Below are 24311 nucleotides of genomic sequence, written 5' to 3' on the forward strand. Positions count from 1 at the left end.
GGCCCGGCTGCCGGCAGATCAGGCGAGCGGGAGGTAGACCCGGCTCCCGCCGGAGACGAACTCCTCCGACTTGTCCTTCATGCCGCGCGCCGCGTACTCCTTGAGCTCTTGGGTGATCTTCATGGAGCAGAACTTCGGGCCACACATCGAGCAGAAGTGCGCGGTCTTCGCCGGCTCCGCGGGCAGGGTCGCGTCGTGGTACGAGCGCGCGGTCTCCGGATCCAGCGAGAGGTTGAACTGATCCTCCCAGCGGAACTCGAACCGCGCCTTCGACAGGGCGTCGTCCCAGGCCTGCGCGCCCGGGTGCCCCTTGGCCAGGTCCGCCGCGTGTGCCGCGATCTTGTACGCGATCACGCCCGCCTTGACGTCGTCGCGGTCCGGCAGGCCGAGGTGCTCCTTCGGCGTGACGTAGCAGAGCATCGCGGTGCCGAACATGCCGATCATCGCGGCGCCGATCGCCGAGGTGATGTGGTCGTACGCGGGCGCGATGTCGGTGGTCAGCGGACCGAGCGTGTAGAAGGGCGCCTCGTGGCACCACTCCTGCTGAAGGTCCACGTTCTCCTTGATCTTGTGCATCGGTACGTGACCGGGGCCCTCGATCATCACCTGGACGTCGTACGCCCAGGCGATCTTCGTCAGCTCACCGAGGGTACGCAGCTCGGCGAACTGCGCCTCGTCGTTGGCGTCGGCGATCGACCCGGGGCGCAGCCCGTCACCGAGGGAGAACGTCACGTCGTAGCGCGCCAGCAGCGCGCACAACTCCTCGAAGTTGGTGTAGAGGAAGTTCTCCTCGTGGTGCGCCAGGCACCACGCCGCCATGATCGAGCCGCCTCGGGACACGATCCCGGTCACCCGGTCCACGGCCAGCGGCACGTACGGCAGGAGCACCCCGGCGTGCACGGTCATGTAGTCCACGCCCTGCTCGGCCTGCTCGATGACGGTCTCCCGGAACACCTCCCAGCTCAACTTCACCGGGTCGCCGCCGACCTTCTCCAACGCCTGGTAGATCGGCACCGTCCCGATCGGCACCGGCGAGTTCCGCACGATCGCCTCCCGGGTCTCGTGGATCCGCTTGCCCGTGGAGAGGTCCATCACGGTGTCCGCGCCCCAGCGGGTGGCCCAGGTGAGCTTCTCCACCTCCTCGGCGACCGACGAGCTGACCGCCGAGGTGCCGATGTTGGCGTTCACCTTGACCAGGAACGCCTTACCGATGATCGCCGGTTCGCACTCCGGGTGGTTGACGTTGAGCGGGAGCACCGCCCGGCCGGCGGCGATCTCGGCCCGCACGAGTTCCGGTTCGACGTTCTCCCGGATCGCCACGAACTCCATCTCCGGCGTCACCACACCGGCCCGCGCGTACGCCAACTGGGTGGGCCGGTGATTGCCCACCCCGGCCAGCGGGGTGCCCGCACCCCGTACGGGCGCCACGTCACCCCGCTCGGCGATCCACCGGCCCCGCAAAGCGGGCAACCCCACCTCAGGGTCCGACCCCGGGCCGGACGTGTCGTAGAGCCGCACCGGCGGCAGGTCACCGGTCAGCCCCACCTCCGCGAACGGCACCCGGACATCCGGCCGTGAACCCTCGACGTACACCTTGCCTCGTGCGTGCATGACAGCCTCCATGGTGATCAGGCGGACCAGCCGAAATGGTTCAGCGGCCCGCGCCCCGCGCCCAGCTCCCAGCCCCGCGCGCCGGTCAGCGCACGGAGCACGTACTCCTTGGCGGCCCCCACGGCCTCCGGCACCGGGTCGCCGAGACCGAGCCGCACCGCGATCGCCGCCGAGAACGAGCACCCGGTGCCGTGGGTGTGCCGGGTGGTCACCCGGGGTGCCCGCAACACGGTGGTGACGCCGTCGCCGTGCAGCACGTCGACCGCCTCGCCCCCGTCCAGGTCACCGCCGGTGACCACCACGTACTCCGGGCCACCGGCCACCAGGGCCTCGGCGGCCACGACCATCGCGGCGATGTCGTCCACCGGGCGTCCGGTGATCGCCGCGGCCTCCGCGCAGTTCGGGGTCGCCACCATGGCGTACGGCAGCAGCCGCTCCACCGCGCCCACCACGCCGAGCCGGTGACCGCTCGTGGCGACCAGCACCGGGTCGACGACGAGTTGGGGCAGCCGGCCGTCCCGGGCGGCCTCGGCCACCACGTCCGCGATGGCCGGGGTGCCGAGCATTCCCGTCTTCACGGCGCAGACGGTGAAATCGGTGAGTACGCTGTCCAACTGCTCGGTGACGGTGCGCGGCGGCAGCGGCAGCACCGCGTCGACACCCCGGGTGTTCTGCGCGGTGACCGCCGTGAGGACGCTGGTGCCGTACGCGCCCAGCGCGGCGAAGACCTTGAGGTCGGCCTGGATGCCCGCGCCGCCGCCGGAGTCCGAGCCGGCGATTGTCAGTAGTGTTCGCGGGGTCATTTTCTTTCCCTGGTTGCGGTTGGGGGCTGGGGCGGGCCGTTTCTGGTTGCGGTTTGGGGCTGCGGCCGACCGTGCCCACTCCGGGCGGTCAGGCTTGATCCCTGCGTGGGCACGGTCGGCCGCAGCCCTGACGTGGGGACCTGGGTGACCCCGCGGCGGGTTTGGGTCAGCTTGGGGGTGACCGCCTCTTGGAAAGCGCTGGTGAGGATGGCGGCTGTTTCGGCGGGGTTCTCGGCTCGCATGAGCGCGCCGAGCACTGCCACCCCGTCCGCTCCTGTTTGGACACAGGCAGTTACCTGGTCTGGCGTTTCGATCCCGCCGAGGGCGAGCAGGGGCACCGGGCTGGCGCGGACCAGGCTGCCCAGCGCTGCAACACCCAGGGGTGGGCCGTAGCCGGGTTTGGTCTTCGTGAGCCAGACCGGGGAGATGGTGGCGTAGTGCTCGGTGGTCAGGCGGTTCAGCTCGGCCGCGTCGTGGCAGGAGCGGCCTACCAGGGAGTGGGTTGGCGGGGGGTACGGGCCGGCGGCGGGCAGGTGCACGGCGTCGCCGCCGAGCGGGTCGGGCCCGGCCACGATGAGGGTCCCGCCGACGTCGGCGAGGATCGCGCACAGCTCGACGGCGAGGGCGGCGCGTTCGGCGCGGGGCAGGTCCTTCTCCCGCAGCACCACCCAGCGCACTCCCCCGGCCACGGCTTTCGCGACGACCCGGTCCAGCCCCTCCCGCGCGACGAGTCGATCGGTCAACACGACAACCCCGGACGGCGGGGTCACAGCTCGGGTCTTCCCTCGTCGGGAGTGGAGGCGAGCGCGTGGAAGCGACGCTCGATCCGGCCGGCCTGGGCCGCCAGCCGGCCCGCCTCGACGGCGTACCGCATCGCGGTGGCCATCGCCACCGGGTCGGCCGCCCGGGTGACGGCGCTCGCCAGCAGCACCCCGTCACAACCCAGCTCCATGGCCAGCGCCGCGTCGGACGCGGTGCCGATGCCGGCGTCGAGGATCACCGGCACGTCCACACCCTGCCGGATGAGTCGAATGTGGTGCGGGTTGCCGACGCCGAGCCCCGAGCCGATCGGGGAGCCGGCCGGCATCACCGCGGCGCAGCCCACGTCGGCGAGGCGACGGGCGAGCACCGGGTCGTCGCTGGTGTACGGCAGCACTGTGAAACCGTCGGCGACCAACTCCTCGGCGGCGCGGAGCAGCTCCACCCCGTCGGGCAGGAGCGTCCGCTCGTCACCGATCACCTCCAGCTTGACCCAGTCGGTGTCGAACGCGTCCCGGGCCAACCGGGCCACCTTCACCGCCTCGGTCGCGGTGTGGCAGCCGGCGGTGTTCGGCAACAGGCGTACGCCGCTCCGGTCCAGCAGCTCCAGCAGCCCACCCGCGGAGCCCGGTGCCGTGCCCACCCGGCGCAACGCCACTGTGACCAGCTCGGTGCCGGACGCCCGGATCGCCTGCTCCAGCACGTGCAGGTTCGCGGCACCGCCGGTGCCGAGGATCAGCCGTGAGGTGAAGGTCTCCCCACCCAGCTCGAACGGCACGCCGCTCACCCGCCCTGCGCCGCGGTCAGCACCTCGACCCGGTCACCGTCGCGCAGTGTCCGGGCCGGCCAGCCGGCCCGGGGCACCACCTCGCCGTTGACCGCGACCGCTACCCCGCGTGGGTGCGCCACGATGTCGCGGACCAGGTCCGCCACCGACGCGCCGGCGGCGACGCTGCGCCCGGCCCCGTTCACCGTCAACTCCACAGGTCCCCCTCCACACTCGTTTCAGGTCCGACCGACGCGGCCGCCGGGGCACCGCCGAAGCGGTCGGCCCGGAAGGGCGCGAGCATCGGGTCGGGTACGCCGCCGAGCACCAGGTCGGCGATCAGGTCGGCGGTGATCGGGGTGAGCACGATGCCGTGCCGGTGGTGCCCGGTGGCGGCCAGGACGTCCGGTCGATCGGGCAGCGGCCCGAGGATCGGCGCGTTGTCCGGGGTGCCCGGGCGCAGCCCGGCGACCGCCTCGACCAGGTCGTACTCGGCCAGCTCGGGCAGCAGGTCGACCCCGGCGCGCAGCAGCCGTTGCACAGCACCGGCGGTGACAGTGGTGTCCGATCGCTCCTCGACCGTCGCGCCGAGCACGACCTCACCGTCGGCGCGGGGCACCAGGTAGACGTGCTCGCCGTCGGCGTACCCCCGGATCACGTGCCGGAAGCCCGGCGCGACGCCGTCGGGCGCGCGGAGCCGGAGGATCTGACCTTTCACCGGCCGCACGGGCAGGCCGGTGAGCGCGGTGGCACCGCAGCCGGCGGCGACCACGGTGACCGCGGCCTCCACATCGGACAGCGAGCGGACCGGCTGCGGCACGAGCACCGCGCCGGCCCGCTGCGCGGCCGTGCGCAGCGCCGGCACCAGCAGCCGGGGGTCGACCTGATGGTCGGTGGGCGCGAGCGCGCCGCCGCGTACCCGTGGCGCGAGCGCCGGTTCGCTGTCCCGCAGCTGGCTGGGGCGCAGCGGCGTCACGGGCAGGCCCAACCCCTGCTGGTACGCCCACAGCCGGCGCGCCTCGGCCAGGTCGTCGCCGGTGAGCCCGACCATCAGGGTGCCCTCGGTGCGGTAGCCGATCCCGACCCCGGTCGTCTCGGTCAACTCGGCGGCGAACGCCGGCCAGCGGGCGGCGGATGCCAACAGCAACCCGGTCAGTTGCCGCTCACCGAAGTACGCCTCGGCGACCGGGGAGAGCATGCCGGCGGCCACCGCCGACGCCCCCGAGCCGGGTGCCGGATCGTGCACCACCACCCGCAGCCCGCGCGCGGCGCAACGCCAGGCGACGGCCAGCCCGATCGGCCCCGCCCCCACCACTACCACGTCCGGCCGGACCCGGTCGCTCGACGGCGGTGACGGGGACCGGCCGGTCAGCACGTCAGGGCCTCGATCAGCTCGGCGGTCGCCCGTGCCGGATCGGCGGCGGCGGAGACGGCACCGACCACCGCCACCCCGTACGCCCCGGCGGCCCGCAGCGCCGGCACCCGGGCCGCGGTCACTCCGCCGATCGCGATCACCGGGACGTCGACGGCATCGACCACGGCGCGTACTCCGGCGGGCCCGATGGGGTCCGGCAGGCCGGTCTTGGTGCTGGTGGCGTGACACGGACCGACGCCCAGGTAACTGGCGCCCGCCGCGACGGCCTCGGCCGCCGGGCCCGGCGCGCGAGCGGTCGCGCCCAGCACACCGGTCGGGCCGAGCACCCGGCGGGCGGCGGCGACCGGCAGGTCGTCGGCACCGACGTGCCCACCTGCCGCACCGACCGCCAGCGCCACGTGCAACCGGTCGTTGACCAGGCAGGTCGCCCGGTACGGCGCGCAGAGCGCCACCACCCGCGCGGTCAGGTCGTACGCCTCGCGGTCGGTGGCGGAATCCTCGACCCGGACCTGCACCACCAGGTCGTCGTGGGCCACGGTGAGGGCGGCGCGGACCACGGCGAGTGGGTCGCGACCGGGTCTGGTGTCGGTGATGAGATGCAATCGCCCCAGGGACGGCACGGCAACTCTCCTCCCTGCGCCGGCATTATCCGGATCAGGTTCGACGGTCGGGGGCTGTCAGCCCCCCTCTCAGCCCGGTACACCGGGCTCCCGTGGGTTACTTGCGTGTCACCGTACGACAGATCCGTCGGCCTGCCAAGGCGCGGGGTCGGCGGGGCCGGCCGGGCCGGCGGCGTCAAAACGACCGAGATCCAATGGGGCACTTCATACAGTCCTGTTCGGAATGTCGCCCCCCGTTGCAGAACCGTTACCCGTCCGCATCTTGCCCGACATCGAGCCAGCCGAATTAATTTGTTCAGCGATTCGACAAAATGTCGGTGGGGGCACCCTGGCACGGTGCGACCACCGGCTCCATCAGGGACGGCCTTCGGCGAGCCGACTCCCGCGAGCTCTGTCACTACGACACAGGAGGCGGCGTGTCCCGTTCTCGTCGTGCCCGCGTACCCATCACCGCAACCCTGATCTCCCTGGCCATGGCCTCGACCACCCTGTTCGGCGCGCCCGCGCAGGCGGCCGCCCAGGTTCCCCCACGGGATGCGCAAGCCGCAGCCCCGGTCAGCCAGGTGGTGCCGAAGGCGCCAAAGGCCGCGGCCGATCCCTTCTCCGTCCTGATCTTCTCCAAGACCGCCGGCTTCCGGCACGACTCGATCCCCACCGGCATCGCGGCCATCCAGCAGCTCGGCGCTGCCAACGGATTCACCGTGGACAACTCCGAGGACGGCGCAGCATTCAACGACGCCAACCTGGCGAAGTACAAGGCGGTGATCTGGCTCTCCACCACCGGTGACGTGCTCAACGCCGACCAGCAGGCGGCGTTCGAGCGCTACGTGAAGGCCGGCGGCGGCTACGTCGGCATCCACGCCGCGTCGGACACCGAGTACAGCTGGGCCTGGTACGGCGACCTGGTCGGCGCGTACTTCGCCAACCACCCGCAGAACCAGACGGCCACCGTCAAGGTGGAGGACCACGCCCACCCGTCCACGGCCGGGTTGCCGGACCGGTGGTCCCGGTTCGACGAGTGGTACAACTACCAGAGCAACCCTCGGCCGGACGTGCACGTGCTGGCCAGCCTGGACGAGAAGAGCTACACCCCCGGCGCCGGCGCCATGGGTGCGGACCACCCGGTCGCCTGGTGTCAGGACTACGACGGTGGCCGCTCCTGGTACACCGGCCTCGGGCACACCCGGGAGTCGTACGCCGAGCCCGAGTTCCTGTCCCACCTGCTCGGCGGCATCCGTACCGCGGCCGGCGTCGAGAACGCCGACTGCGGCGCCTCGAAGACCTCGAACTTCGAGAAGGTCACGCTGGACAGCAACACCAGCAACCCGATGGAGCTGGACATCGCCCCCGACGGGCGGGTCTTCTACATCGAGCGTGACGGTCGCGTGCAGATCGTGAAGCCGGACACCGGCAACACCGTCACCGCCGTCGACCTGGACGTCTTCACCGGCAACGAGGACGGTCTCATCGGCATCCGGCTCGACCCGGACTTCGCCACGAACAACTGGGTGTACCTGTACTACGCCCCGAACGACGGGGTCACCCGCAACCTGCTGTCCCGCTTCACGGTCACCGGCGACACCATCAGCCTGGCCAGCGAGAAGCAGGTGCTCCGGGTCGACACCCAGCGCAACACCTGTTGCCACGCCGGCGGCAGCATGGCCTTCGACAGCGACGGCAACCTCTACCTGGCCACCGGTGACAACACCAACCCGTTCGAGTCGAACTCGTACACGCCGATCGACGAGCGGGCGGGCCGCCAGGACTACGACGCGCAGCGCACCTCCGGGAACACCAACGACCTGCGCGGCAAGGTGATCCGGATCCACCCCGAGGACGACGGGACGTACACCGTTCCGGCCGGCAACCTCTTCGCGGCGGGCACCGAGAAGACCCGTCCCGAGATCTACGCGATGGGCTTCCGCAACCCGTTCCGGATCGGCACCGACCCGAAGACCAACACGCTGTACGTGGCGGACTACGGGCCGGACGCCAACTCCGACAACCCGAACCGCGGCCCCCGCGGTCTGGTCGAGTGGAACATCGTCACGCCGGGCAACTACGGCTGGCCGTACTGCACGGGCACGAACGAGGCGTACAACGACTACCCGTTCCCGTCCGGTCCGAGTGGCCCGAAGTTCGACTGCGCCGCACCGGTCAACAACTCGCCGAACAACACCGGCCTGACCAACCTCCCGCCGGTGGTCCCGGCGACCGTCGACTACGGGTACGCCGGTGACGCGCGCTACCCGGAGATCGGCGGCGGCGGCGCCCCGATGGGTGGCCCGGTCTACCGCTACGACGCCGACCTGAACTCGAACCGCAAGTGGCCGGCGTACTACGACGGCAAGGCTCTGCTCGGTGAGTGGAACCAGAACAAGATGTACACCATGCAGGTGACCCCCGACGGCAAGTCGTTGGTGGACATCAACCAGTTGCTCACCGGCATGAGCATGATCCGGCCGATGGACTTCGAGTTCGGCCCGGACGGCGCGCTGTACCTGATCGAGTGGGGCAGCGGCTTCGGCGGCAACAACGACAACTCCGGCGTCTACCGGATCGACTACACCGCCGGTGACCGTGCGCCGATCGCGGCGGCGTCCGCCAACCCGACCTCGGGTCCGGCGCCGTTGGCTGTCACCTTCTCCAGCGCCGGCTCCCGGGACCCGGACGGTGGCACGCTCACCTACGCGTGGACGTTCGGCGACGGGCAGACCTCGACCGAGGCCAACCCGACCCACACGTACACCACGGCGGGCAACTACACCGCCCAGCTCACCGTCACCAACCCCAAGGGCCGGACCGCGGTGGCGAACGTGCCGGTGACGGTCGGCAACACCGCGCCGACGGTCACCATCGAGTTCCCGCCGGACGGCGGGTTCTTCAACTGGGGTGACCAGGTCCGGTACACCATCAAGGTGACCGACCCCGAGGACGGGGAGATCGACTGCGACCGGGTCGGGCTGCAGGTGCTGCTCGGTCACGACGAGCACGCCCACCCGCTGGAGCAGCACACCGGCTGCACCGGCACCGTCCAGACGTCGCTCGCCTCCGGGCACGGCGCCGAGGCGAACGTGTTCGCGGTCTTCGAGGCCACCTACACCGACGAGGGTGGTGCCGGTGGCTCCGGTGCCCTCACCGGTCGGCAGATCGAGGTCCTGCAGCCGAAGCAGAAGCAGGCCGAGTACTTCACCGCCACCGGGCGTGCCCCGGTGAGCACCGGCGGTGGAGACCCCGGCGTGCAGCGCGAGAACGCCACCGACACCGCCGGTGGCGGCCAGAGCATCGCCTTCATCGAGGACGGTGACTGGTGGTCGGTCGCCCCGGCGAACCTGACCAACATCACCGAGATCCGGTTCCGGGCCGCCTCCGCCGCCGCTGGCGGTCGGATCGAGGTGCGTGCCGGTGCCGTCGACGGACCGGTGGTCGCCACGGCCGTCGTACCGTCGACCGGGGCGTGGCAGACGTACACGGACGTGAGCGCGCCGGTCACCGGTGCCGCGAGCGGTTCGCTGTACTTCGTGGCGCGCGATCCGAACGGTGGAAGTGGTTCGCTGTTCAACGTCAACTGGATGGACTTCGTCGGCCGCGGTGTCACCGAGAACGGGCCGCCGGTGGTCAGCGCCACGGCCACCCCGGGCACCGGCACCGCACCGGTCACCGTCGCCTTCGACGGCACGGCCACCGACGCCGAGGGCGACACCCCGCTGACGTACGCCTGGGACTTCGGTGACGGAGGCACGGCGACCACCCTGGACGCCAGCCACACCTACACCACCGCGGGCACCTTCACGGCCACCCTCACGGTGACCGACAGCAAGGGCGCCAAGTCGTACGCCACGGTGCCGGTGCGGGTCGACGCTCCGGACACGTCCTGCTTCGGGGCGCGTTCGGACGACTTCAACGGCAACAGCCTCGACAAGGAGCGCTGGAGCGTCGTCCGGGAGAACCAGCTCTACTCGCTCAGTGGCGGCGCTCTCCAGCTGCCCACCGCCGTGGGTGACCTCTACGGCGCTCGCAACGACGCCACGAACCTGGTGCTCCAGCCTGCGCCGACCGGCGCCTGGGAGATGACCACCAAGGTCACCCTCCCGGTGACGGCCAACTACCAGCAGGCAGGTCTGCTGGTGTACGGCGACGACGACAACTACGCCAAGGTGGACCTGCTGTACAACAGCAGCCGTCGGGTGGAGTTCATCCGGGAGACGGCCGGCACGCCTCGCAACGAGGGCGCCGACGCCACCAACGCACCGGCGGGTGACACCGTGTACCTGCGGGTCACCAGCGACGGGACGAACCTGACCGCGGCCTTCTCGGCCGACGGGCAGACCTTCACCCCGGTCGGCCGTTCGGCCGCGCTCGCCGGCATCACCAACCCGCGCATCGGGGTCTTCGCTCTCAACGGCGGCACCGAGGCGCCGGTCGTCAACGCGGCCTTCGACTCGTTCCAGGTGACGCCGGACGCCCCGGCCGGGCCGGTCGACCCGTCGGACGAGTTCACCGGCAGCACGCTGGACAAGTGCCGCTGGGACGCGATCCTGCGGGAGGACCCGAACGGTTACCGGGTCACCGGTGGCGCGCTGCGCATCGACGTGCCCAACGGTGACATCTACGGCACCGACAACACCGGGCCGAAGAACTTCATCCTCCAGACCGCGCCCTCGGGCGACTGGACCCTGGAGACGAAGGTCGACGGCAGTCTGCTGAACGAGCAGTACCAGCAGGCCGGTCTGCTCGTGCAGGCCGACGACGACAACTACCTGAAGTTCGACTTCATCGCGGACAACACGGCCGGCTCGGCGGTGACGCGGCGGATCGAGTTCCGCAGCGAGATCGCCGGGGTGGTCCAGAACCCGCAGCCCGAGGCCGGCAACCTGACCTCGGCGGTGTGGCACCTGCGGCTGGCCCGCACGGGCGACACCTTCACCGCGTCGTACTCGGCCGACGGCACGACCTGGACCGCGTTGACGGCGCTGACCAACAGCGCGGTCGGGGCGACCCCGAAGGTCGGGTTGTTCACTCTCGGCGCCAACCAGACGGCGTCGAAGACCGCCTCGTTCGACTACTTCCGGCTCAGCACGGAGGTGGCCGACGAGACGGCACCGGTGACCACCGCGGCGGTTTCCGGCACCCCGACCGACGGGTGGCACACCGGGCCGGTGACGATCACGCTCACCGGTGCGGACGAGGCCGGCGGTAGCGGGCTCGCCAGCACCGAGTACCAGCTGGACGGGTCCACCACCTGGACGGCGTACACCGCTCCGGTGGCGGTCACCGGGGACGGCGAGCACGAGCTGCGGTTCCGCTCGACGGACAAGGCCGGCAACGTGGAGGCGACCAAGACCGTCTCGGTCAAGATCGACGCCACCGCGCCGGTGACCTCGGCGACGTTCGCTCCGGCGAACGACGCCGGTTGGCACAACGGGACCATCCCGGTCGTGCTGGCCGCCACCGACGCCGGTTCCGGCGTCAAGACGGTGGAGTGGTCGCTCGACGGTGGCGCGTGGGCGGCGTACTCGACGCCGATCGAGGTGACCGGCGACGGGGAGCACGAGCTGCTGTTCCGCTCGGCGGACAAGGCCGGCAACGTCGAGACGCTGAAGTCGGCGGTGCTGCGCATCGACGGCACCAAGCCGACGCTGCTGGTGTCGGGGCTGGCCGATGGCCAGCTCTACGGCGACAGCCAGGACGTCCGGGTGTCCTGGCAGGCCGTCGACCCGAGTTCGGGCATCGCGAGCGTGGTCGGTCAGCTCGACGGCCAGGCGTACACCAGTGGCACCCTGCAGGCCATGTACGACCTGTCGCTCGGCCTGCACGAGCTGACCGTGACCGCGACCGACAAGGCGGGCAACAAGACCACCTCGACGGTCCGGTTCTTCGTCACCACCTCGTTCCGGGACATGCAGAGTCTGCTGGACCGGTTCAAGGCGACGGGGCGGCTCTCGACCAAGGCGCACAAGCAGCTGTCGAACAAGCTCGACGCTGTCCGTGCGTCCGAGGCGGCCGGCGACGACAAGGCGGCTGTCCGGCAGCTGACCGCATTCCGGACGCTCGCCTCCGACACCGCGCTGGTGGCCGAGGCGGAGGTCCGGGACGTCCTGGTCCGGGACGCCGATGCCATGATCGTTCGGCTCGGCGGCGCGGCCAGCAAGGCCGGGGTCAAGGCGAACGACGGTGACTCGGTCAAGGGCACCGGGCGGCTTGGTGGCGACGCCACCCGGCTGGCACCCGGTCGCCAGCTCTGATCCGACGAGGCCCCTCCCCGACGCCACGGCGTCGGGGAGGGGCCTCCCTCATTCGGTAGGGAGGGGATGTCCGTGACGGGTATCCGCAAGGTGTTTGCCGCCGTCCTCGTCGGACTGGCAGTGACCCTGTCCGCCGCCGCCCCGGCGGCGGCCCAGACCGCTCTGGCCGTTCCCGCAGCCCAGACCGCTCTGGCCGTTCCCGCAGCCCAGGCCGCTCTGGCCGCCCCGGCGGCTCAGACCGACAAGCTCAAGCTCGCTGTGGCCGGCGACGGGGCTCAGGGTGTCACCATCCAGGCCACCTACGCCGATGGTCGCCGGCTGGAGCAGGTGGTGCGGCTGGTCCTCACCGCCACCGGCCCGGACGGGCAGCAGGTCGGGCCGGTGCAGTTGGAACCGCAACCCGAGGGGCACGGCTTCTACAGCAGCGGCCCGGTGCTCTCCACCGGCACGTGGAAGGTGTCGGTGAACTCCCCCGCTCCGCTGGCGGGCAAGGCCACCGCCACGGTGCAGGCGAAGGCGGCGCAGTCGCCGCCGGCGCCCGCGCCGGTCGCGGTGACCACGCCGACGGACGACGCCGGCAGCGCCGCCTGGTGGCCGTTCGCGGCGGCCGGTCTCGTGCTCGTCGCCGTCGCGATGGGGGTGGCCATGCTGTTCGGCCGCCGGCGCACCACCTGACCGAACCAGCAGTGCAGGACAGGGCCGGGCCGCGACGAGCGGCCCGGCCCGTTGTCGTCTGACCGGGCGTGATCGACTCGACATCCATGAAGCCGCGCCTTCCCGGTCCCCGGGTCACCCCGACTTTCGGGAACACGAGTGGATCAAGGCGCCGAGGCCCGTCCCGCCGCGCTCAGAGGATGGCGCGCAGCGCCGCCAGATCGTCGTCGCTGGGCTCCCAGACGCCGGCCGCGGCGTTGGCGCGCACCTGCTCGGGCGTGGTGGCACCGGCGATCACCGAGGTCACCGCCGGCTGGGCGGCCAGTCCGCCGATCGCCACCTGGAGCATCGTCAGACCCCGCTCGGCCGCGTACGCCTCGATCGCCTCGATGGTGTCCCAGTCGGCAGCGGCGAGCCGCTCCGCGTACCGGCCACCACCGGAGAGCCGGCTGCCGGCCGGCGGCTGAGCCTCCCGCCTGTACTTGCCGGTGAGCAGGCCGTTGGCGAGCGGGAAGAACGGCAGCATGCCGAGGCCGAACCGCTCACACGCCGGGATCACCTCGGCCTCCACGGACCGCTCCACCAGGCTGTAGTGGTTCTGCGCGCTGATGAAGCGGGACCGGCCGTTGGACGAGGCGACCCAGTCCGCGTCGGCGATCTGCCACCCGGCGAAGTTGGAGTTGCCCAGATAGCGCACCTTGCCGTCGCGGACCAGGTCGTCCAGGGCGGCGAGGGTCTCGTCGATCGGGGTGCCCGGGTCGGGCTCGTGCATCTGGTAGAGGTCGATGTGGTCGGTGCCGAGCCGGCGCAGCGACGCCTCCACCGCGCGGGCGATGTAGCGCCGCGCACCCCGCGCGCCGTAGTCCGGCCCGTTGAGACCGAACATGTCCATGCCGAACTTGGTGGCCACCACCACGTCGTCCCGGCGACCCTTGAGCGCCTGCCCGAGCAGCTCCTCGGAGCCGCCCTGCGGCTCGCCGTAGATGTCGGCGGTGTCGAACAGGGTGATCCCGGCGTCCAGGGCCGCGTCCACCACCGCCCGGGTGCCGTCGAGGTCGAGCTTGCGGCCGAAGTTGTTGCAGCCGATGCCGACCACGGACACCACGAGCCCGGAGTCGCCCAGCCGGCGATAGGTCATGTCAATCACGCGATCCACCCTATGCCGGCCGGACGCGTCACCGTCGGGGACCGGTCAGCCCACGTCCCAGACCGGTTCCGGGGTCTCCACCACCTCGCTGTCGCCCCGGAACAGCACGAACCTGTCGAAGGAACGGGTGAACCACCGGTCGTGGGTGACAGCGATCACCGTCCCCTCGAAGGCGTTCAGGCCCGTTTCGAGAGCTTCCGCGCTGGCCAGGTCGAGGTTGTCGGTGGGCTCGTCGAGCAGTAGCAGGGTCGCCCCGGACAGCTCCAACAGCAGCACCAGGAACCGGGCCTGCTGCCCGCCGGAGAGCGTGCCGAAGCGCTGGTCGCCCTGCGCGGCCAGTTCGTAGCGACTGAGCACGCCCATCGCCGCGTGCCGGTCCATCCCGGTGCGGTGCTCGTCGCCCCGCCAGAGGATCTCGACAAGCGTCTTCGACATCAGCTCCGGCCGGTCGTGAGTCTGGGAGAAGTGCCCGGGGCGAACCCGGGCACCGAGGCGGGCCGACCCCTCGTGCATCACCGGAGCGAGCGCGCCGGCGCCGTCGACCGGGCCGTTCGCCGGGTCCGGGTCGGTGCCACCGCGGGCCAGCAGCCGCAGGAAGTGCGACTTGCCGGTGCCGTTGGCACCGAGCACCGCCACCCGGTCGCCGTACCAGATCTCCAGGTCGAAGGGGAATGTCAGGCCGTCGAGCTCCAGCTGCTCGCAGACGACCGCGCGCTTGCCGGTCCGCCCGCCGGCCAGGCGCATCCGGATGTCCTGGTCCTTCGGCGGTACGGGCGGCGGCCCGGCCTCCTCGAACTTGCGCAACCGGGTCTGCGCGGCCTGGTAACGCGAGGCCAACCCGTCGTTGTACGCGGCCTTCTGCTTGTACATCAGCATCAGCTCGCGCAGCTTCTGGTGCTCCTCGTCCCAGCGCCGGCGCAGCTCGTCGAGGCGGGCGTGCCGGGCCACCCGGGCCTCGTACCAGCTGGCGAAGCCGCCCGGGTGCACCCAGGCACTGCCCCCCTCGACGGCGACCACCCGGTCGGCGCTCTGGGCCAGCAACTCGCGGTCGTGCGAGACGTAGAGGACCGACTTCGTCGACTCGCGCAGTCGCGCCTCCAGCCAGCGCTTGCCAGGCACGTCGAGGAAGTTGTCCGGTTCGTCGAGCAGCAGCACCTCGTCCGGGCCGCGCAGCAGCAACTCCAGGGCGAAGCGCTTCTGCTGGCCGCCGGAGAGGGTACGCACCGGACGGTCCCGTACGGCGTCCCACGGTTTTCCGAGCACGATGGTCGCGACGGTGTCGAAGAGCACCTCGGCGTCGTACCCGCCGGCCTCGCCCCAGGCGCCGAGCGCGTCGGCGTACGCCAGCTGGGCCTTGCCCGCGGCGTTGCTGAACTTGCCGTGGGCCTCGGCCGCCCGCATGGCCGCCTCGGTCTCGCCGAGCCGCCGGCCGGCGTCGCGAAGCGCCGGCGGGGCCAGTGACAACGCCAGGTCGGCGAGGGTCGACTCGTCACCGATCATGCCGATGAACTGGCGCATCACACCCAGCCCGCCGGCCCGCGCGACGACACCGCTGCGCACCGGCAGGTCGCCGGCGACCATCCGCAGCAGCGTCGTCTTTCCCGCGCCGTTCGGCCCGACCAGGGCGACCTTGCTGCCCTCCCCGACCCGGAACGACACGTCGGCGAAGAGTTCCCGACCGTCGGGCAGGATGTGCCCGACCGCTGCCACGTCCACGTATCCCACGCCGGGATCCTGCCCCAGTGAGGGGCGGGGGGTACATCCAATTACCGGGTGACGCGCAGCACCCGGAAGCCTTTCTGGCTGGCGTACCGCTCGACCTGCCAGCTCTGCTCGGTGAGCCAGCGTTGCAGCGAGTCGCCACCGAGGTGTCGGGCGACGACCAACCAGCCGACGCCGTCCGGGGCGAGTCGGGGCAGCCAGCGCAGCAACAGGTCGTGCAACCCGTCCTTGCCGATCCGGATGGGTGGGTTCGACCAGATCTGGGTGAAGCGGACGCCGTCCGGAACATCGTCCGGCGCGCTGACCCGGACCCGGTCGGCGGCACCGACCCGAGCCGCGTTGGCGGCGGTCAGTTCGCGGGCCCGGGCGTTGACGTCGACGGCCCAGATGGTGCTGGTGGGCGCGAGGTCGGCCAGCACGCAGCTGATCGGCCCGAACCCGCAGCCGAGGTCGAGCAGGTCACCAGTGGTGTCGTCGCCGGGCAGCTCGGCCTTGCGCAGCAGCACCGCGGTGCCCGGGTCGAGCCGGCTGGCGGAGAACACCCCGCCGGCCGAGGTGAGCCGGTAGTCGCGGTCGGCGACGGTGAACTCGACCTCGCGCGCCGGGGCGTCGCTGGCGGGCTGAGCGGTGAAGTAGTGGTCGCCGGTCACCCGGCAATTCTCGCACCGGTCCGGGGCGGACCTGACGCGGCCCGCACGTACATTTCCTCGAAATTACCACCTAAAGGGACAATCACTCCTACTCTGGGCGACATGGTGTATCGGTACCAGTCCGATGAGGACGCTTTCGAGGAGTACCCGGAGCCCGGGTCCGACCAGTCGGCGCTCGGCGCCGGTCCGCCCCCGGCGGCCGGGCCCTCTCCGTCACGCTTCCCCACGCCGTCGCTGCCACGACCGAACCAGCTCTCGCTACCCTCGTCGCAGCCGGCACCGGCTCGTGCCGAGGTGCCGCAGCTCGGGCCGGCCGCCCAGACCGATGCGCCGCAGGCAGTGCCGACCCGCGCCGACATCCCACCCGCACCACCGCGCAGCCAGATCTACACCTCGGCGACGTCGGCGGAGCCGCCCACCCGGCGTGGCGGCGGCCGACTGTGGCAGGCACTGATCGGCGGCGCAGCCGTCCTGGTACTGCTCGCCCTCTGCGGCCTCGGCGCCGCCGCGCTGCTCATCGACCGCGGCGAGCAGCCGCAGAGCGACCCGACGTACCAGCCGAACGCCGCCCCCACGTCGGCGTCGGCGGAACGGCTGGCCCTCGACTCCCGGGACACCGACCAGGCCCCGCTCACCGCCAAGGAACTCTTCCCCGGCAAGGAGCTGAAGCTCACCGACGGCCAGCCGAGCTACCAGGTGCTCAAGACACAGTCCAGCGGCAGTTGCGCCGTCGCCGCCACCGACGAGGTCGCCGACCTGCTGGTCCGGCTCGGCTGCAACCAGATCGTCCGGGCCACCCTCAGTACGCCCGACGACAACCACCTGGTCACCGCCGGCCTGTTCAACCTCACCGACAAGGTCAGCGCGGAACGCGCCCGAGACCGGCTCCGGCAACTTCTCGACGAGCGGCAGGGCCGTTTCCGTGGCCTCACCGCGAACGACGGCGACGGTACCGATGTCCTGGCCAACGCGCCGGCACGCGTCGGCTGGCAGGTCCGGGGCCACTACCTGGCGTACGCGCTGGTGGTCCGCAAGGACGGCACGGCGGTCAAGGCGGGTGACGCCAAGGTCCGCGAGATCCTGTTCGACATGATCGAGCTGCACCTCAGCCGGGGCGTGCTGCAGAGCCGGGCCGACGGTGGCACCGCCTCGCAACCGACGGCGGCACCTACCGGCAGCAACGCCAACCAGGGCGATCTGCCCGGCGACTGACGGTGCGGACGGTCAGCCCTCGATCGGAACCCGCAGCCGGCGGGTGAGGGTCGCCCGTTGGGCGTACTCGGCCGGATCCGCCGGGTAGCCGACGGCGACCAGGGTCAGCCCGCGCGCGGGGGCCACCGTCACCTCGCTGGACCGCTCCCGCTGGCTGAGCAGGGTTCCCGGCCACTCGACCGGCCGGCGGCCGTCCCCGGCCACCAGCATGGCTCCCACCAGGCTGCGCACCATCGCCTGACAGAACGCGTCAGCCTGCACGGTGGCGACCAGGAGGCCGTCCGGGTCGCGACGCCAGTCCAGCCGGGTCACCTCGCGCAGCGTGGTGGCGTGCTCCTTGCGCCGGCAGTACGCGGCGAAGTCGTGCTCCCCCACCAGCCCGGTGGCGGCGGCGTTCAGCGCGGCCAGGTCCAACGGCTTCGGCCAGGCCAGCACCTCGTGGCGGCGCAACGGCTCGGCACCGAAGGGCGCGTCGGTGACGCGGTACTCGTAGCGCCGGAAGGTGGCCGAGAACCGGGCGTCGAAGTCGGCCGGCACCTCGGTCATCGCCCGTACCCGCACGTCGGTGGGGAGCAGCCGGGCCAGCCGACGCAACAGCCGCCCCTCGTGCTGACGCCACACGTCCACTGGCAGGTCCACGTGGCACACCTGACCGGTGGCGTGCACTCCCGCGTCGGTCCGCCCGGCGACCGTCAGCCCGGTGGCGGTGCCGACGCCGAGGACCAGGTCCAGGGTCTCGACCAGCACCCCCGCGACGGTGCGTCGGGTCGGCTGGGCGGCCCAGCCGGAGAAGTCGGTGCCGTCGTACGAGACGTCCAGCCGCAGCCGGATCCGCTCGTCCACCTCGTACCTCCTGTTACGGGTCGGGCCCGGCACCCCGATGGGGTGCCGGGCCCGACGATGCCCTCTTGATCAGGCCTTGTTCTCGGTGGCCTCGTCGCTGTCCTCGCGGGCGGCGTCGGTGTCACCGGACGCCGACACCGGCGCCTCCGAGTCCTGGTCGGCCGGAGCCGACTTCGGGGCCTCGTCGGCCGGGGCGAGCGCCTCGACCTTGTCCTGCTGCGCGGCCTTGCGGGCGGCGGTCTTCTTGTTCACCTTCGGCTCGGCGACCTGAAGCTCCTCCACCAGCTCGATGATGGCCATCGGCGCGTTGTCACCCTTGCGCGGACCGGTCTTCACGATCCGGGTGTAACCGCCGGGGCGGTTGGAGTACCGGGGCGCGATCTGGTCGAACAGGGCGTAGACCACGTCCTTGTCCTTAACGACACCCAGCACCCGACGCCGCGAGGCGAGGTCACCGCGCTTGGCCTTGGTGATGAGCTGCTCGGCCAACGGGCGCAGCCGCCGGGCCTTCGTCTCGGTGGTCTGGATCTTCCCGTGCTGGAACAGCGCGGTCGCCAGGTTGGCCAGCATCAGCCGCTCGTGCGAGGGGCTGCCGCCGAGGCGGGGGCCCTTGGTGGGCGTGGGCATTTTTGGTGCTCCTCAGTTGTGGCGGCAGCGCGGACTAGAGCTGCTCGGTCTCGCGGTAGTCGTCGGTGTCGTATTCGGCCTCGCCGAAGGTGTCCACGACGTGCGCCGGGTCGAAGTTCGGAGCCGAGTCCTTCAGCCCGAGACCCATCCCGGCGAGCTTCATCTTGACCTCGTCGATCGACTTCTGACCGAAGTTGCGAATGTCGAGGAGGTCGGCCTCGGTACGCCCGATGAGCTCACCAACGGAGTTGATGCCCTCGCGCTTGAGGCAGTTGTAGGAGCGGACGGTGAGGTCCAGCTCCTCGATCGGCAGAGCGAGGTCCGCCGCCAGCTGGGCGTCCTGCGGGGACGGCCCGATGTCGATGCCCTCGGCGGTCTCGTCCAGCTCCCGGGCGAGCCCGAACAGCTCCACCAGCGTCGAGCCGGCGGAGGCCAGCGCGGTACGCGGACCCATCGACGGCTTGGTCTCGACGTCGATGATCAGCCGGTCGAAGTCGGTGCGCTGCTCGACACGAGTCGCCTCGACGCGGTAGGTCACCTTCAGCACCGGCGAGTAGATCGAGTCGACCGGGATCCGGCCGATCTCGGCGCCGGACTGCTTGTTCTGCGCCGCCGTCACGTAGCCCCGGCCCCGCTCGACGGTCAGCTCCATGTCGAGCCGGCCCTTGCCGTTCAGGGTGGCGAGCTTGAGGTCCGGGTTGTGCACCGAGACGCCGGCCGGGGGCTGGATGTCGCCCGCGGTCACGTCGCCCGGGCCCTGCTTACGCAGGTACATGCTGACCGGCTCGTCGTGCTCGGAGCTGACGCACAGCTCCTTGATGTTCATGACGAGCTCGACCACGTCCTCCTTGACACCGGGGATCGTGGTGAACTCGTGCAGCACACCGTCGATCTTGATCGAGGTGACGGCCGCGCCCGGGATCGACGACAGCAGCGTACGCCGCAGCGAGTTGCCCAGGGTGTAGCCGAAGCCCGGCTCCAGCGGCTCGATGGCGAACCGGGACCGGGTCTCGTTGATCGACTCCTCGGAGAGGGAGGGTCGCTGGCTGATGAGCATCTTTTCTCTTCTCTTCCGGGACGCCCGCTATTTGACGTCCACGACACAAACTGTTCCGGTGGCCCGCCCCGAAGGGCGGGCCACCGAACGAGCTCGGACTACTTGGAGTAGAGCTCGACGATCAACTGCTCCTGGACCTGCGTGTCGATGACCTGCCGGGCCGGGAGGGAGTGCACGAGCACCTTCATCTGGCTCGGGATGGCCTCAAGCCACGCCGGAACCGTCTTCGAGCCGGCCTGAGCCTGCGCGACGATGAACGGGGTGAGCTCCTTGCTCTTGCCCCGAACCTCGATGATGTCGTGCTCCTTGACGCGGTACGACGGGATGTCGACCTTCTTGCCGTTCACCGTGAAGTGACCGTGCTTGACCAGCTGGCGGGCCATGTCCCGCGAGTGGGCGAAGCCGGCCCGGTAAACGACGTTGTCCAGCCGCGACTCGAGGATCTGCAGGAGGACCTCACCGGTCTTGGCCTGCTTGCCAACGGCTTCCTCGTAGTAACCGCGGAACTGCTTCTCCAGCACGCCGTAAACCCGACGGGCCTTCTGCTTCTCGCGGAGCTGGAGCAGGTACTCCGTCTCCTTCGTGCGGCCGCGGCCGTGCTGCCCGGGCGGGAACGGCCGGGACTCGAACGGGCACTTCGGCCCATCGCACTTGCTGCCCTTGAGGAACAGCTTCATCTTCTCCCGCCGGCAACGGCGGCAGTCTGCACCGGTGTAACGAGCCATCTCTCTCTACCTCTCAGACCCGGCGACGCTTCGGCGGACGGCACCCGTTGTGCGGCTGCGGGGTGACGTCGGCGATCTGCCCGACCTCAAGGCCCACTGCCTGCAGCGAACGGATGGCGGTTTCCCGGCCGGAGCCGGGGCCCTTGACGAACACGTCGACCTTGCGCATGCCGTGCTCCATGGCGCGACGCGCGGCAGCCTCGGCGGCCAGCTGCGCAGCGAACGGAGTCGACTTGCGGGAGCCCTTGAAGCCGACCTGGCCAGCGGAGGCCCAGGAGATGACCGCACCGGTCGGGTCCGTGATGGACACGATGGTGTTGTTGAACGTGCTCTTGATGTGCGCCTGCCCGTGGGCGACGTTCTTGCGTTCCTTGCGCCGGACCTTCTTTACAGCGGCTCCGGCACGAGCCTTCGGTGGCATAAGTCTGTGCGCTCCTAGTTGACTTTCCGGACTGGGTTGCGGCCTGACCCGCCTCAGCGGCAGCCGACCCCGTCATCCGGTTAAGAACTACTTCTTGCCGGGCTTCTTCTTGCCGGCGACGGTCCGCTTCGGGCCCTTGCGGGTCCGGGCGTTGGTCTTGGTCCGCTGGCCACGCACGGGCAGGCCCCGGCGGTGCCGGATGCCGGCGTAGCAGCCGATCTCGACCTTGCGGCGGATGTCAGCGGCGACCTCGCGGCGCAGGTCGCCTTCAACCTTGTAGTTGCCCTCGATGTGGTCGCGGAGCTGCACGAGCTCCTCGTCCGTGAGGTCCCGAGCGCGCTTGTCCGGCGAGATGCCGGTGGCGGCAAGTGTCTCCAGGGCGCGGGTGCGACCGACCCCGAAGATGTAGGTGAGCGCGATCTCCAACCGCTTTTCGCGGGGGAGGTCCACGCCGACTAGACGTGCCATGTGCGGGCGTACTCCTCGTGATGTGTGGCGGAGGTGTGGACCCGTCCCACCCCGCTACCGGCCGTCCCGTCTTTCCGACGCGGTGAGCGCCGGCGACCGGGATCGGTCGCTGCCCGAGCGGGCCCCGGCCTCCGACCGGGGGTCAGCCACGCAGAGGTACGTCTGGCGTACCGCTCGCGGCTGGGACGAGCATGTGTGATGTGTGTGTCGCTGGGGATCTGCCTGGACCAACGCCACCCGGCCGTGCTCCGGCCGGACGGGCTGAGTCAGCCCTGGCGCTGCTTGTGGCGCGGGTCGCTGCAGATGACCATGACCCGGCCGTGCCGGCGGATAACCCGGCACTTGTTGCAGATCCTCTTGACGCTCGGCTTGACCTTCACGGTTGCCTTACTTCCCATCTGGCCCGGTCACGCGCTCTGCGCGGTACCGGACGTCGAAGACGGACACGGGACTTCCCGGCCGTCGTCAGGACTACTTGTAGCGGTAGACGATGCGCCCGCGGGTCAGGTCGTACGGCGAAAGTTCGACGACGACCCGGTCCTCCGGAAGGATACGGATGTAGTGCTGCCGCATCTTCCCGCTGATGTGAGCCAACACCTTGTGGCCGTTCGCGAGCTCCACCCGGAACATGGCGTTCGGCAGGGGCTCGATGACCCGACCCTCGATCTCAATGGCTCCGTCTTTTTTCGGCATGTCCTCCGCTGTCCTGACGTCGATTGCTCCGGGCGGCCCACAACGTCTTACACGGAAATCTGATGAGAATCAGAGCCCGCGCCAGCCGCGGCTCCCGCTTCCACCGAAGCGCAGGGTGGACATGCAGGAGTGGACGCTGTGCGCCGATCTGAAAGTGTACGCCGGCCTGCAGTCCCCCGCCAAACCGACCACCCACCAACCCGCGTAAGTCCCTCCGAACCCCACCCTCAGCCCCGTTGATCATGAAGTTGTTGTCACGACACGCCGTCCTCGGCGGCAACAACTTCATGATCAACCGAATCGCGGTGGGTCCGGTCGCGCGTTGGGGTTGGGCGGGTTCAGGGGGTTGGTTGGTCGTCGTCGGGTTTGAGGGCGCGCTTCGCCCGCTTGCGCTCCCGGCGGCGTTGGCGCTTGACGGCCTGGCGCTGAGGCTCCTTCGCAGCCAGCCCGCTGACCGTGCGGACCACCAGCACCGCGCCCCACGGCCCGGCCACCCAGGCCGGCCAGAAGTAGAGCAGATCCTGGCTGAGCACCGACGTCACCGCCCAGATGGTCACCACGAGGGGGATCACCCACAGGTACGGGAACCACACCTCGGCCAACCAGCGGGCCGTCACGCCCCTGCTGACGGCCGGATCGAGCTGGCTCATCGTCGACCCGGCGACCGGCGCCAGGCCCGACCGCTGCGCCGGCGTCACCGGCGGCAGATCGGTCAGCAGGGCCTCGAGGTCGGCGTACGTGCGTGCCGCGTAAGCCTGCTGCAACCGCTCGTCGTACTCGTGCAGATCCAGTCGGCCCTCGTCGAGGGCGACCCGCAACCGGTCAGCCACCGCCGCACGGTCCGAGTCCGCGGCTCGCATCCCGTCGCGCCCGTCCATGCCGGCAAGCATGCCACCGTCGCGCCACTCCCGCCCGCCCCCCGTCAGCGGTCGATCATGAAGTTGTTGCCTGCCACACCGGCGTGTCGGGGCAATAACTTCATGATCAACAGAGGAGATTAGAGGATTTTTGTGGCCGCTGGTTGGCGGGCGGTCACCAGGTCGCCCAAGCGGGCCCGGCCACCGTCGAACGCGGTGAGCACCCAGACGCCGTCGGGCAACAGCGCCATCGAGTGCTCGACGTGCGCGGCCACCGAACCGTCCCGGGTGACGACCGTCCACCCGTCGGCCAACTCGACGGTACGCGGAGACGCCATGGTGATCATCGGCTCGATGGCCAGGGCCATCCCGGTGACCAGTCGAGGACCCTTGCCCGGCCGACCGTGGTTGAGCACGTGCGGGTCCTGGTGCATCTCGGTGCCGATGCCGTGCCCGCCGTAGCCGTCGACGATGCCGTACCGGCCGCCCTTGCGGACAGCGGTCTCCACGGCGTGCGAGATGTCGGTGAGGCGGCCCTTGCCGCTGGCCGCACCACGCGCAGCGGCGGCGATACCGGCCCACATGGCGTCCTCGGCGACCTCGGCCATCTTCAGCAGCGCCGGGTCGACGTCACCGACCCCGACCGTGATGGCGGAGTCGCCGTGCCACCCGTCCAGCACCGCGCCGCAGTCGATGGAGATCAGGTCACCCGCCTGGAGCACCTGCTTCGGCGACGGGATGGCGTGCACGATCTGCTCGTTGACCGAGGAGCAGATCGACGCCGGAAAACCGTGGTAGCCCTTGAACGACGGAACGCCGCCCGCCTCGCGGATGGTCGCCTCCGCGATGGCGTCCAGATCGGCGGTGCTCACACCGGGGGCGACAGCCTGCCGCATCCGACGCAACGCCTCGGCCACCACCAGCCCGGCGGCCCGCATCTTCTCGATCTGGTCAGGGGTCTTCAGCTGGATGTCCAGCTGGGGACGACGCATGGAGCGGTTACCTTTCGTGGCCGTTCAGCGGGGCACATACCGCGTACCCCGCTGTTCGCACTCT

23 protein-coding genes and 1 riboswitch are annotated in these 24311 nt (G+C 70.8%); of the genes, 3 read left to right on the forward strand and 20 right to left on the reverse strand.

What is annotated here, in order from left to right; genetic code table 11:
• Window positions 1–18: 18 nt before the first annotated feature.
• The 7 genes from thiC to thiE form a co-directional block, all read right to left on the reverse strand.
• Entirely contained in the window at window positions 19–1611 is a 1593-nt protein-coding gene (thiC, locus tag ACZ6NZ_RS14135) for a phosphomethylpyrimidine synthase ThiC (RefSeq protein ID WP_465858551.1), read from the reverse strand.
• Between the two features lie 17 nt (window positions 1612–1628).
• Complete coding sequence (gene thiD, locus ACZ6NZ_RS14140) at window positions 1629–2414, reverse strand: bifunctional hydroxymethylpyrimidine kinase/phosphomethylpyrimidine kinase (protein ID WP_465858552.1); 786 nt, start codon at window positions 2412–2414, stop codon at window positions 1629–1631.
• Entirely contained in the window at window positions 2411–3184 is a 774-nt protein-coding gene (locus ACZ6NZ_RS14145; RefSeq protein ID WP_465858553.1) for a thiamine phosphate synthase, read from the reverse strand. Before ACZ6NZ_RS14145 ends, thiD begins: the two co-directional genes overlap by 4 nt.
• Window positions 3181–3960, reverse strand: a complete 780-nt coding sequence (locus ACZ6NZ_RS14150) for a thiazole synthase (RefSeq protein WP_465858554.1) — start codon at window positions 3958–3960, stop codon at window positions 3181–3183. Before ACZ6NZ_RS14150 ends, ACZ6NZ_RS14145 begins: the two co-directional genes overlap by 4 nt.
• Window positions 3957–4157 carry a sulfur carrier protein ThiS gene (gene thiS / locus ACZ6NZ_RS14155; RefSeq protein ID WP_366612162.1) on the reverse strand — a complete coding sequence of 67 codons (201 nt, stop codon included), beginning with the start codon at window positions 4155–4157 and terminating at the stop codon, window positions 3957–3959. Before thiS ends, ACZ6NZ_RS14150 begins: the two co-directional genes overlap by 4 nt.
• Window positions 4148–5314: a glycine oxidase ThiO gene (gene thiO / locus ACZ6NZ_RS14160; RefSeq protein ID WP_465858555.1), complete on the reverse strand. Its 1167-nt coding sequence runs from the start codon at window positions 5312–5314 to the stop codon at window positions 4148–4150. The genes thiS and thiO overlap by 10 nt, the downstream gene beginning before the upstream one ends.
• Window positions 5308–5934 carry a thiamine phosphate synthase gene (thiE, locus tag ACZ6NZ_RS14165; RefSeq protein WP_366612164.1) on the reverse strand — a complete coding sequence of 209 codons (627 nt, stop codon included), beginning with the start codon at window positions 5932–5934 and terminating at the stop codon, window positions 5308–5310. Before thiE ends, thiO begins: the two co-directional genes overlap by 7 nt.
• A riboswitch (TPP riboswitch) is annotated at window positions 5929–6038 on the reverse strand. It overlaps the preceding gene by 6 nt.
• A gap of 312 nt (window positions 6039–6350) precedes the next feature.
• Between thiE and ACZ6NZ_RS14170 the strand changes: the two genes are divergently transcribed.
• Both ACZ6NZ_RS14170 and ACZ6NZ_RS14175 read left to right on the forward strand, forming a co-directional pair.
• Window positions 6351–12179, forward strand: a complete 5829-nt coding sequence (locus ACZ6NZ_RS14170; protein WP_465858556.1) for a ThuA domain-containing protein — start codon at window positions 6351–6353, stop codon at window positions 12177–12179.
• A 72-nt stretch (window positions 12180–12251) separates the two neighbouring features.
• Window positions 12252–12854 carry a hypothetical protein gene (locus tag ACZ6NZ_RS14175; protein ID WP_465858557.1) on the forward strand — a complete coding sequence of 201 codons (603 nt, stop codon included), beginning with the start codon at window positions 12252–12254 and terminating at the stop codon, window positions 12852–12854.
• A gap of 172 nt (window positions 12855–13026) precedes the next feature.
• Here the strand turns inward: ACZ6NZ_RS14175 and ACZ6NZ_RS14180 are convergent, their stop codons facing one another.
• From ACZ6NZ_RS14180 to ACZ6NZ_RS14190, 3 genes are read right to left on the reverse strand one after another with little or no spacing between them, the layout of a single operon-like run.
• Complete coding sequence (locus ACZ6NZ_RS14180; protein WP_465858558.1) at window positions 13027–13989, reverse strand: aldo/keto reductase; 963 nt, start codon at window positions 13987–13989, stop codon at window positions 13027–13029.
• Between the two features lie 36 nt (window positions 13990–14025).
• Window positions 14026–15705, reverse strand: a complete 1680-nt coding sequence (locus ACZ6NZ_RS14185; RefSeq protein WP_465858559.1) for an ABC-F family ATP-binding cassette domain-containing protein — start codon at window positions 15703–15705, stop codon at window positions 14026–14028.
• A 41-nt stretch (window positions 15706–15746) separates the two neighbouring features.
• The gene (locus tag ACZ6NZ_RS14190) at window positions 15747–16352 is read right to left on the reverse strand and encodes a class I SAM-dependent methyltransferase (RefSeq protein ID WP_465858560.1); all 606 of its coding nucleotides are present in this window, start codon (window positions 16350–16352) and stop codon (window positions 15747–15749) included.
• Window positions 16353–16454: 102 nt separating this feature from the next.
• Between ACZ6NZ_RS14190 and ACZ6NZ_RS14195 the strand changes: the two genes are divergently transcribed.
• Window positions 16455–17564 (forward strand): hypothetical protein, encoded by a 1110-nt coding sequence (locus tag ACZ6NZ_RS14195; RefSeq protein WP_465858561.1) that lies wholly within the window; start codon window positions 16455–16457, stop codon window positions 17562–17564.
• Window positions 17565–17576: 12 nt separating this feature from the next.
• Here ACZ6NZ_RS14195 and truA read toward each other — a convergent pair whose 3' ends face one another.
• From truA to map, 10 genes are all read right to left on the reverse strand, one after another.
• A complete protein-coding gene (truA, locus tag ACZ6NZ_RS14200) occupies window positions 17577–18407 on the reverse strand; it encodes a tRNA pseudouridine(38-40) synthase TruA (protein ID WP_465858562.1) in 831 nt (276 codons plus the stop codon).
• 69 nt (window positions 18408–18476) lie between these two features.
• Window positions 18477–19034, reverse strand: coding sequence for a 50S ribosomal protein L17 (gene rplQ / locus ACZ6NZ_RS14205; RefSeq protein WP_053653920.1), 558 nt, complete (start codon window positions 19032–19034; stop codon window positions 18477–18479).
• Window positions 19035–19068: 34 nt separating this feature from the next.
• Window positions 19069–20091, reverse strand: a complete 1023-nt coding sequence (locus ACZ6NZ_RS14210) for a DNA-directed RNA polymerase subunit alpha (RefSeq protein ID WP_465858563.1) — start codon at window positions 20089–20091, stop codon at window positions 19069–19071.
• 98 nt (window positions 20092–20189) lie between these two features.
• Entirely contained in the window at window positions 20190–20816 is a 627-nt protein-coding gene (rpsD, locus tag ACZ6NZ_RS14215) for a 30S ribosomal protein S4 (protein WP_030329921.1), read from the reverse strand.
• Between the two features lie 13 nt (window positions 20817–20829).
• Window positions 20830–21237, reverse strand: coding sequence for a 30S ribosomal protein S11 (rpsK, locus tag ACZ6NZ_RS14220; protein WP_030329919.1), 408 nt, complete (start codon window positions 21235–21237; stop codon window positions 20830–20832).
• Between the two features lie 87 nt (window positions 21238–21324).
• Complete coding sequence (gene rpsM, locus ACZ6NZ_RS14225) at window positions 21325–21705, reverse strand: 30S ribosomal protein S13 (RefSeq protein ID WP_030329917.1); 381 nt, start codon at window positions 21703–21705, stop codon at window positions 21325–21327.
• Window positions 21706–21971: 266 nt separating this feature from the next.
• Window positions 21972–22085, reverse strand: coding sequence for a 50S ribosomal protein L36 (gene rpmJ / locus ACZ6NZ_RS14230; protein ID WP_043965539.1), 114 nt, complete (start codon window positions 22083–22085; stop codon window positions 21972–21974).
• A gap of 91 nt (window positions 22086–22176) precedes the next feature.
• A complete protein-coding gene (infA, locus tag ACZ6NZ_RS14235; RefSeq protein ID WP_007073013.1) occupies window positions 22177–22398 on the reverse strand; it encodes a translation initiation factor IF-1 in 222 nt (73 codons plus the stop codon).
• A gap of 338 nt (window positions 22399–22736) precedes the next feature.
• Window positions 22737–23276 carry a DUF1707 SHOCT-like domain-containing protein gene (locus ACZ6NZ_RS14240; protein ID WP_465858564.1) on the reverse strand — a complete coding sequence of 180 codons (540 nt, stop codon included), beginning with the start codon at window positions 23274–23276 and terminating at the stop codon, window positions 22737–22739.
• Between the two features lie 119 nt (window positions 23277–23395).
• Window positions 23396–24247, reverse strand: a complete 852-nt coding sequence (gene map, locus ACZ6NZ_RS14245) for a type I methionyl aminopeptidase (RefSeq protein WP_366612183.1) — start codon at window positions 24245–24247, stop codon at window positions 23396–23398.
• Window positions 24248–24311 lie beyond the last annotated feature (64 nt).

The sequence above is a fragment of the Micromonospora sp. NPDC047756 genome (genome assembly GCF_055587245.1).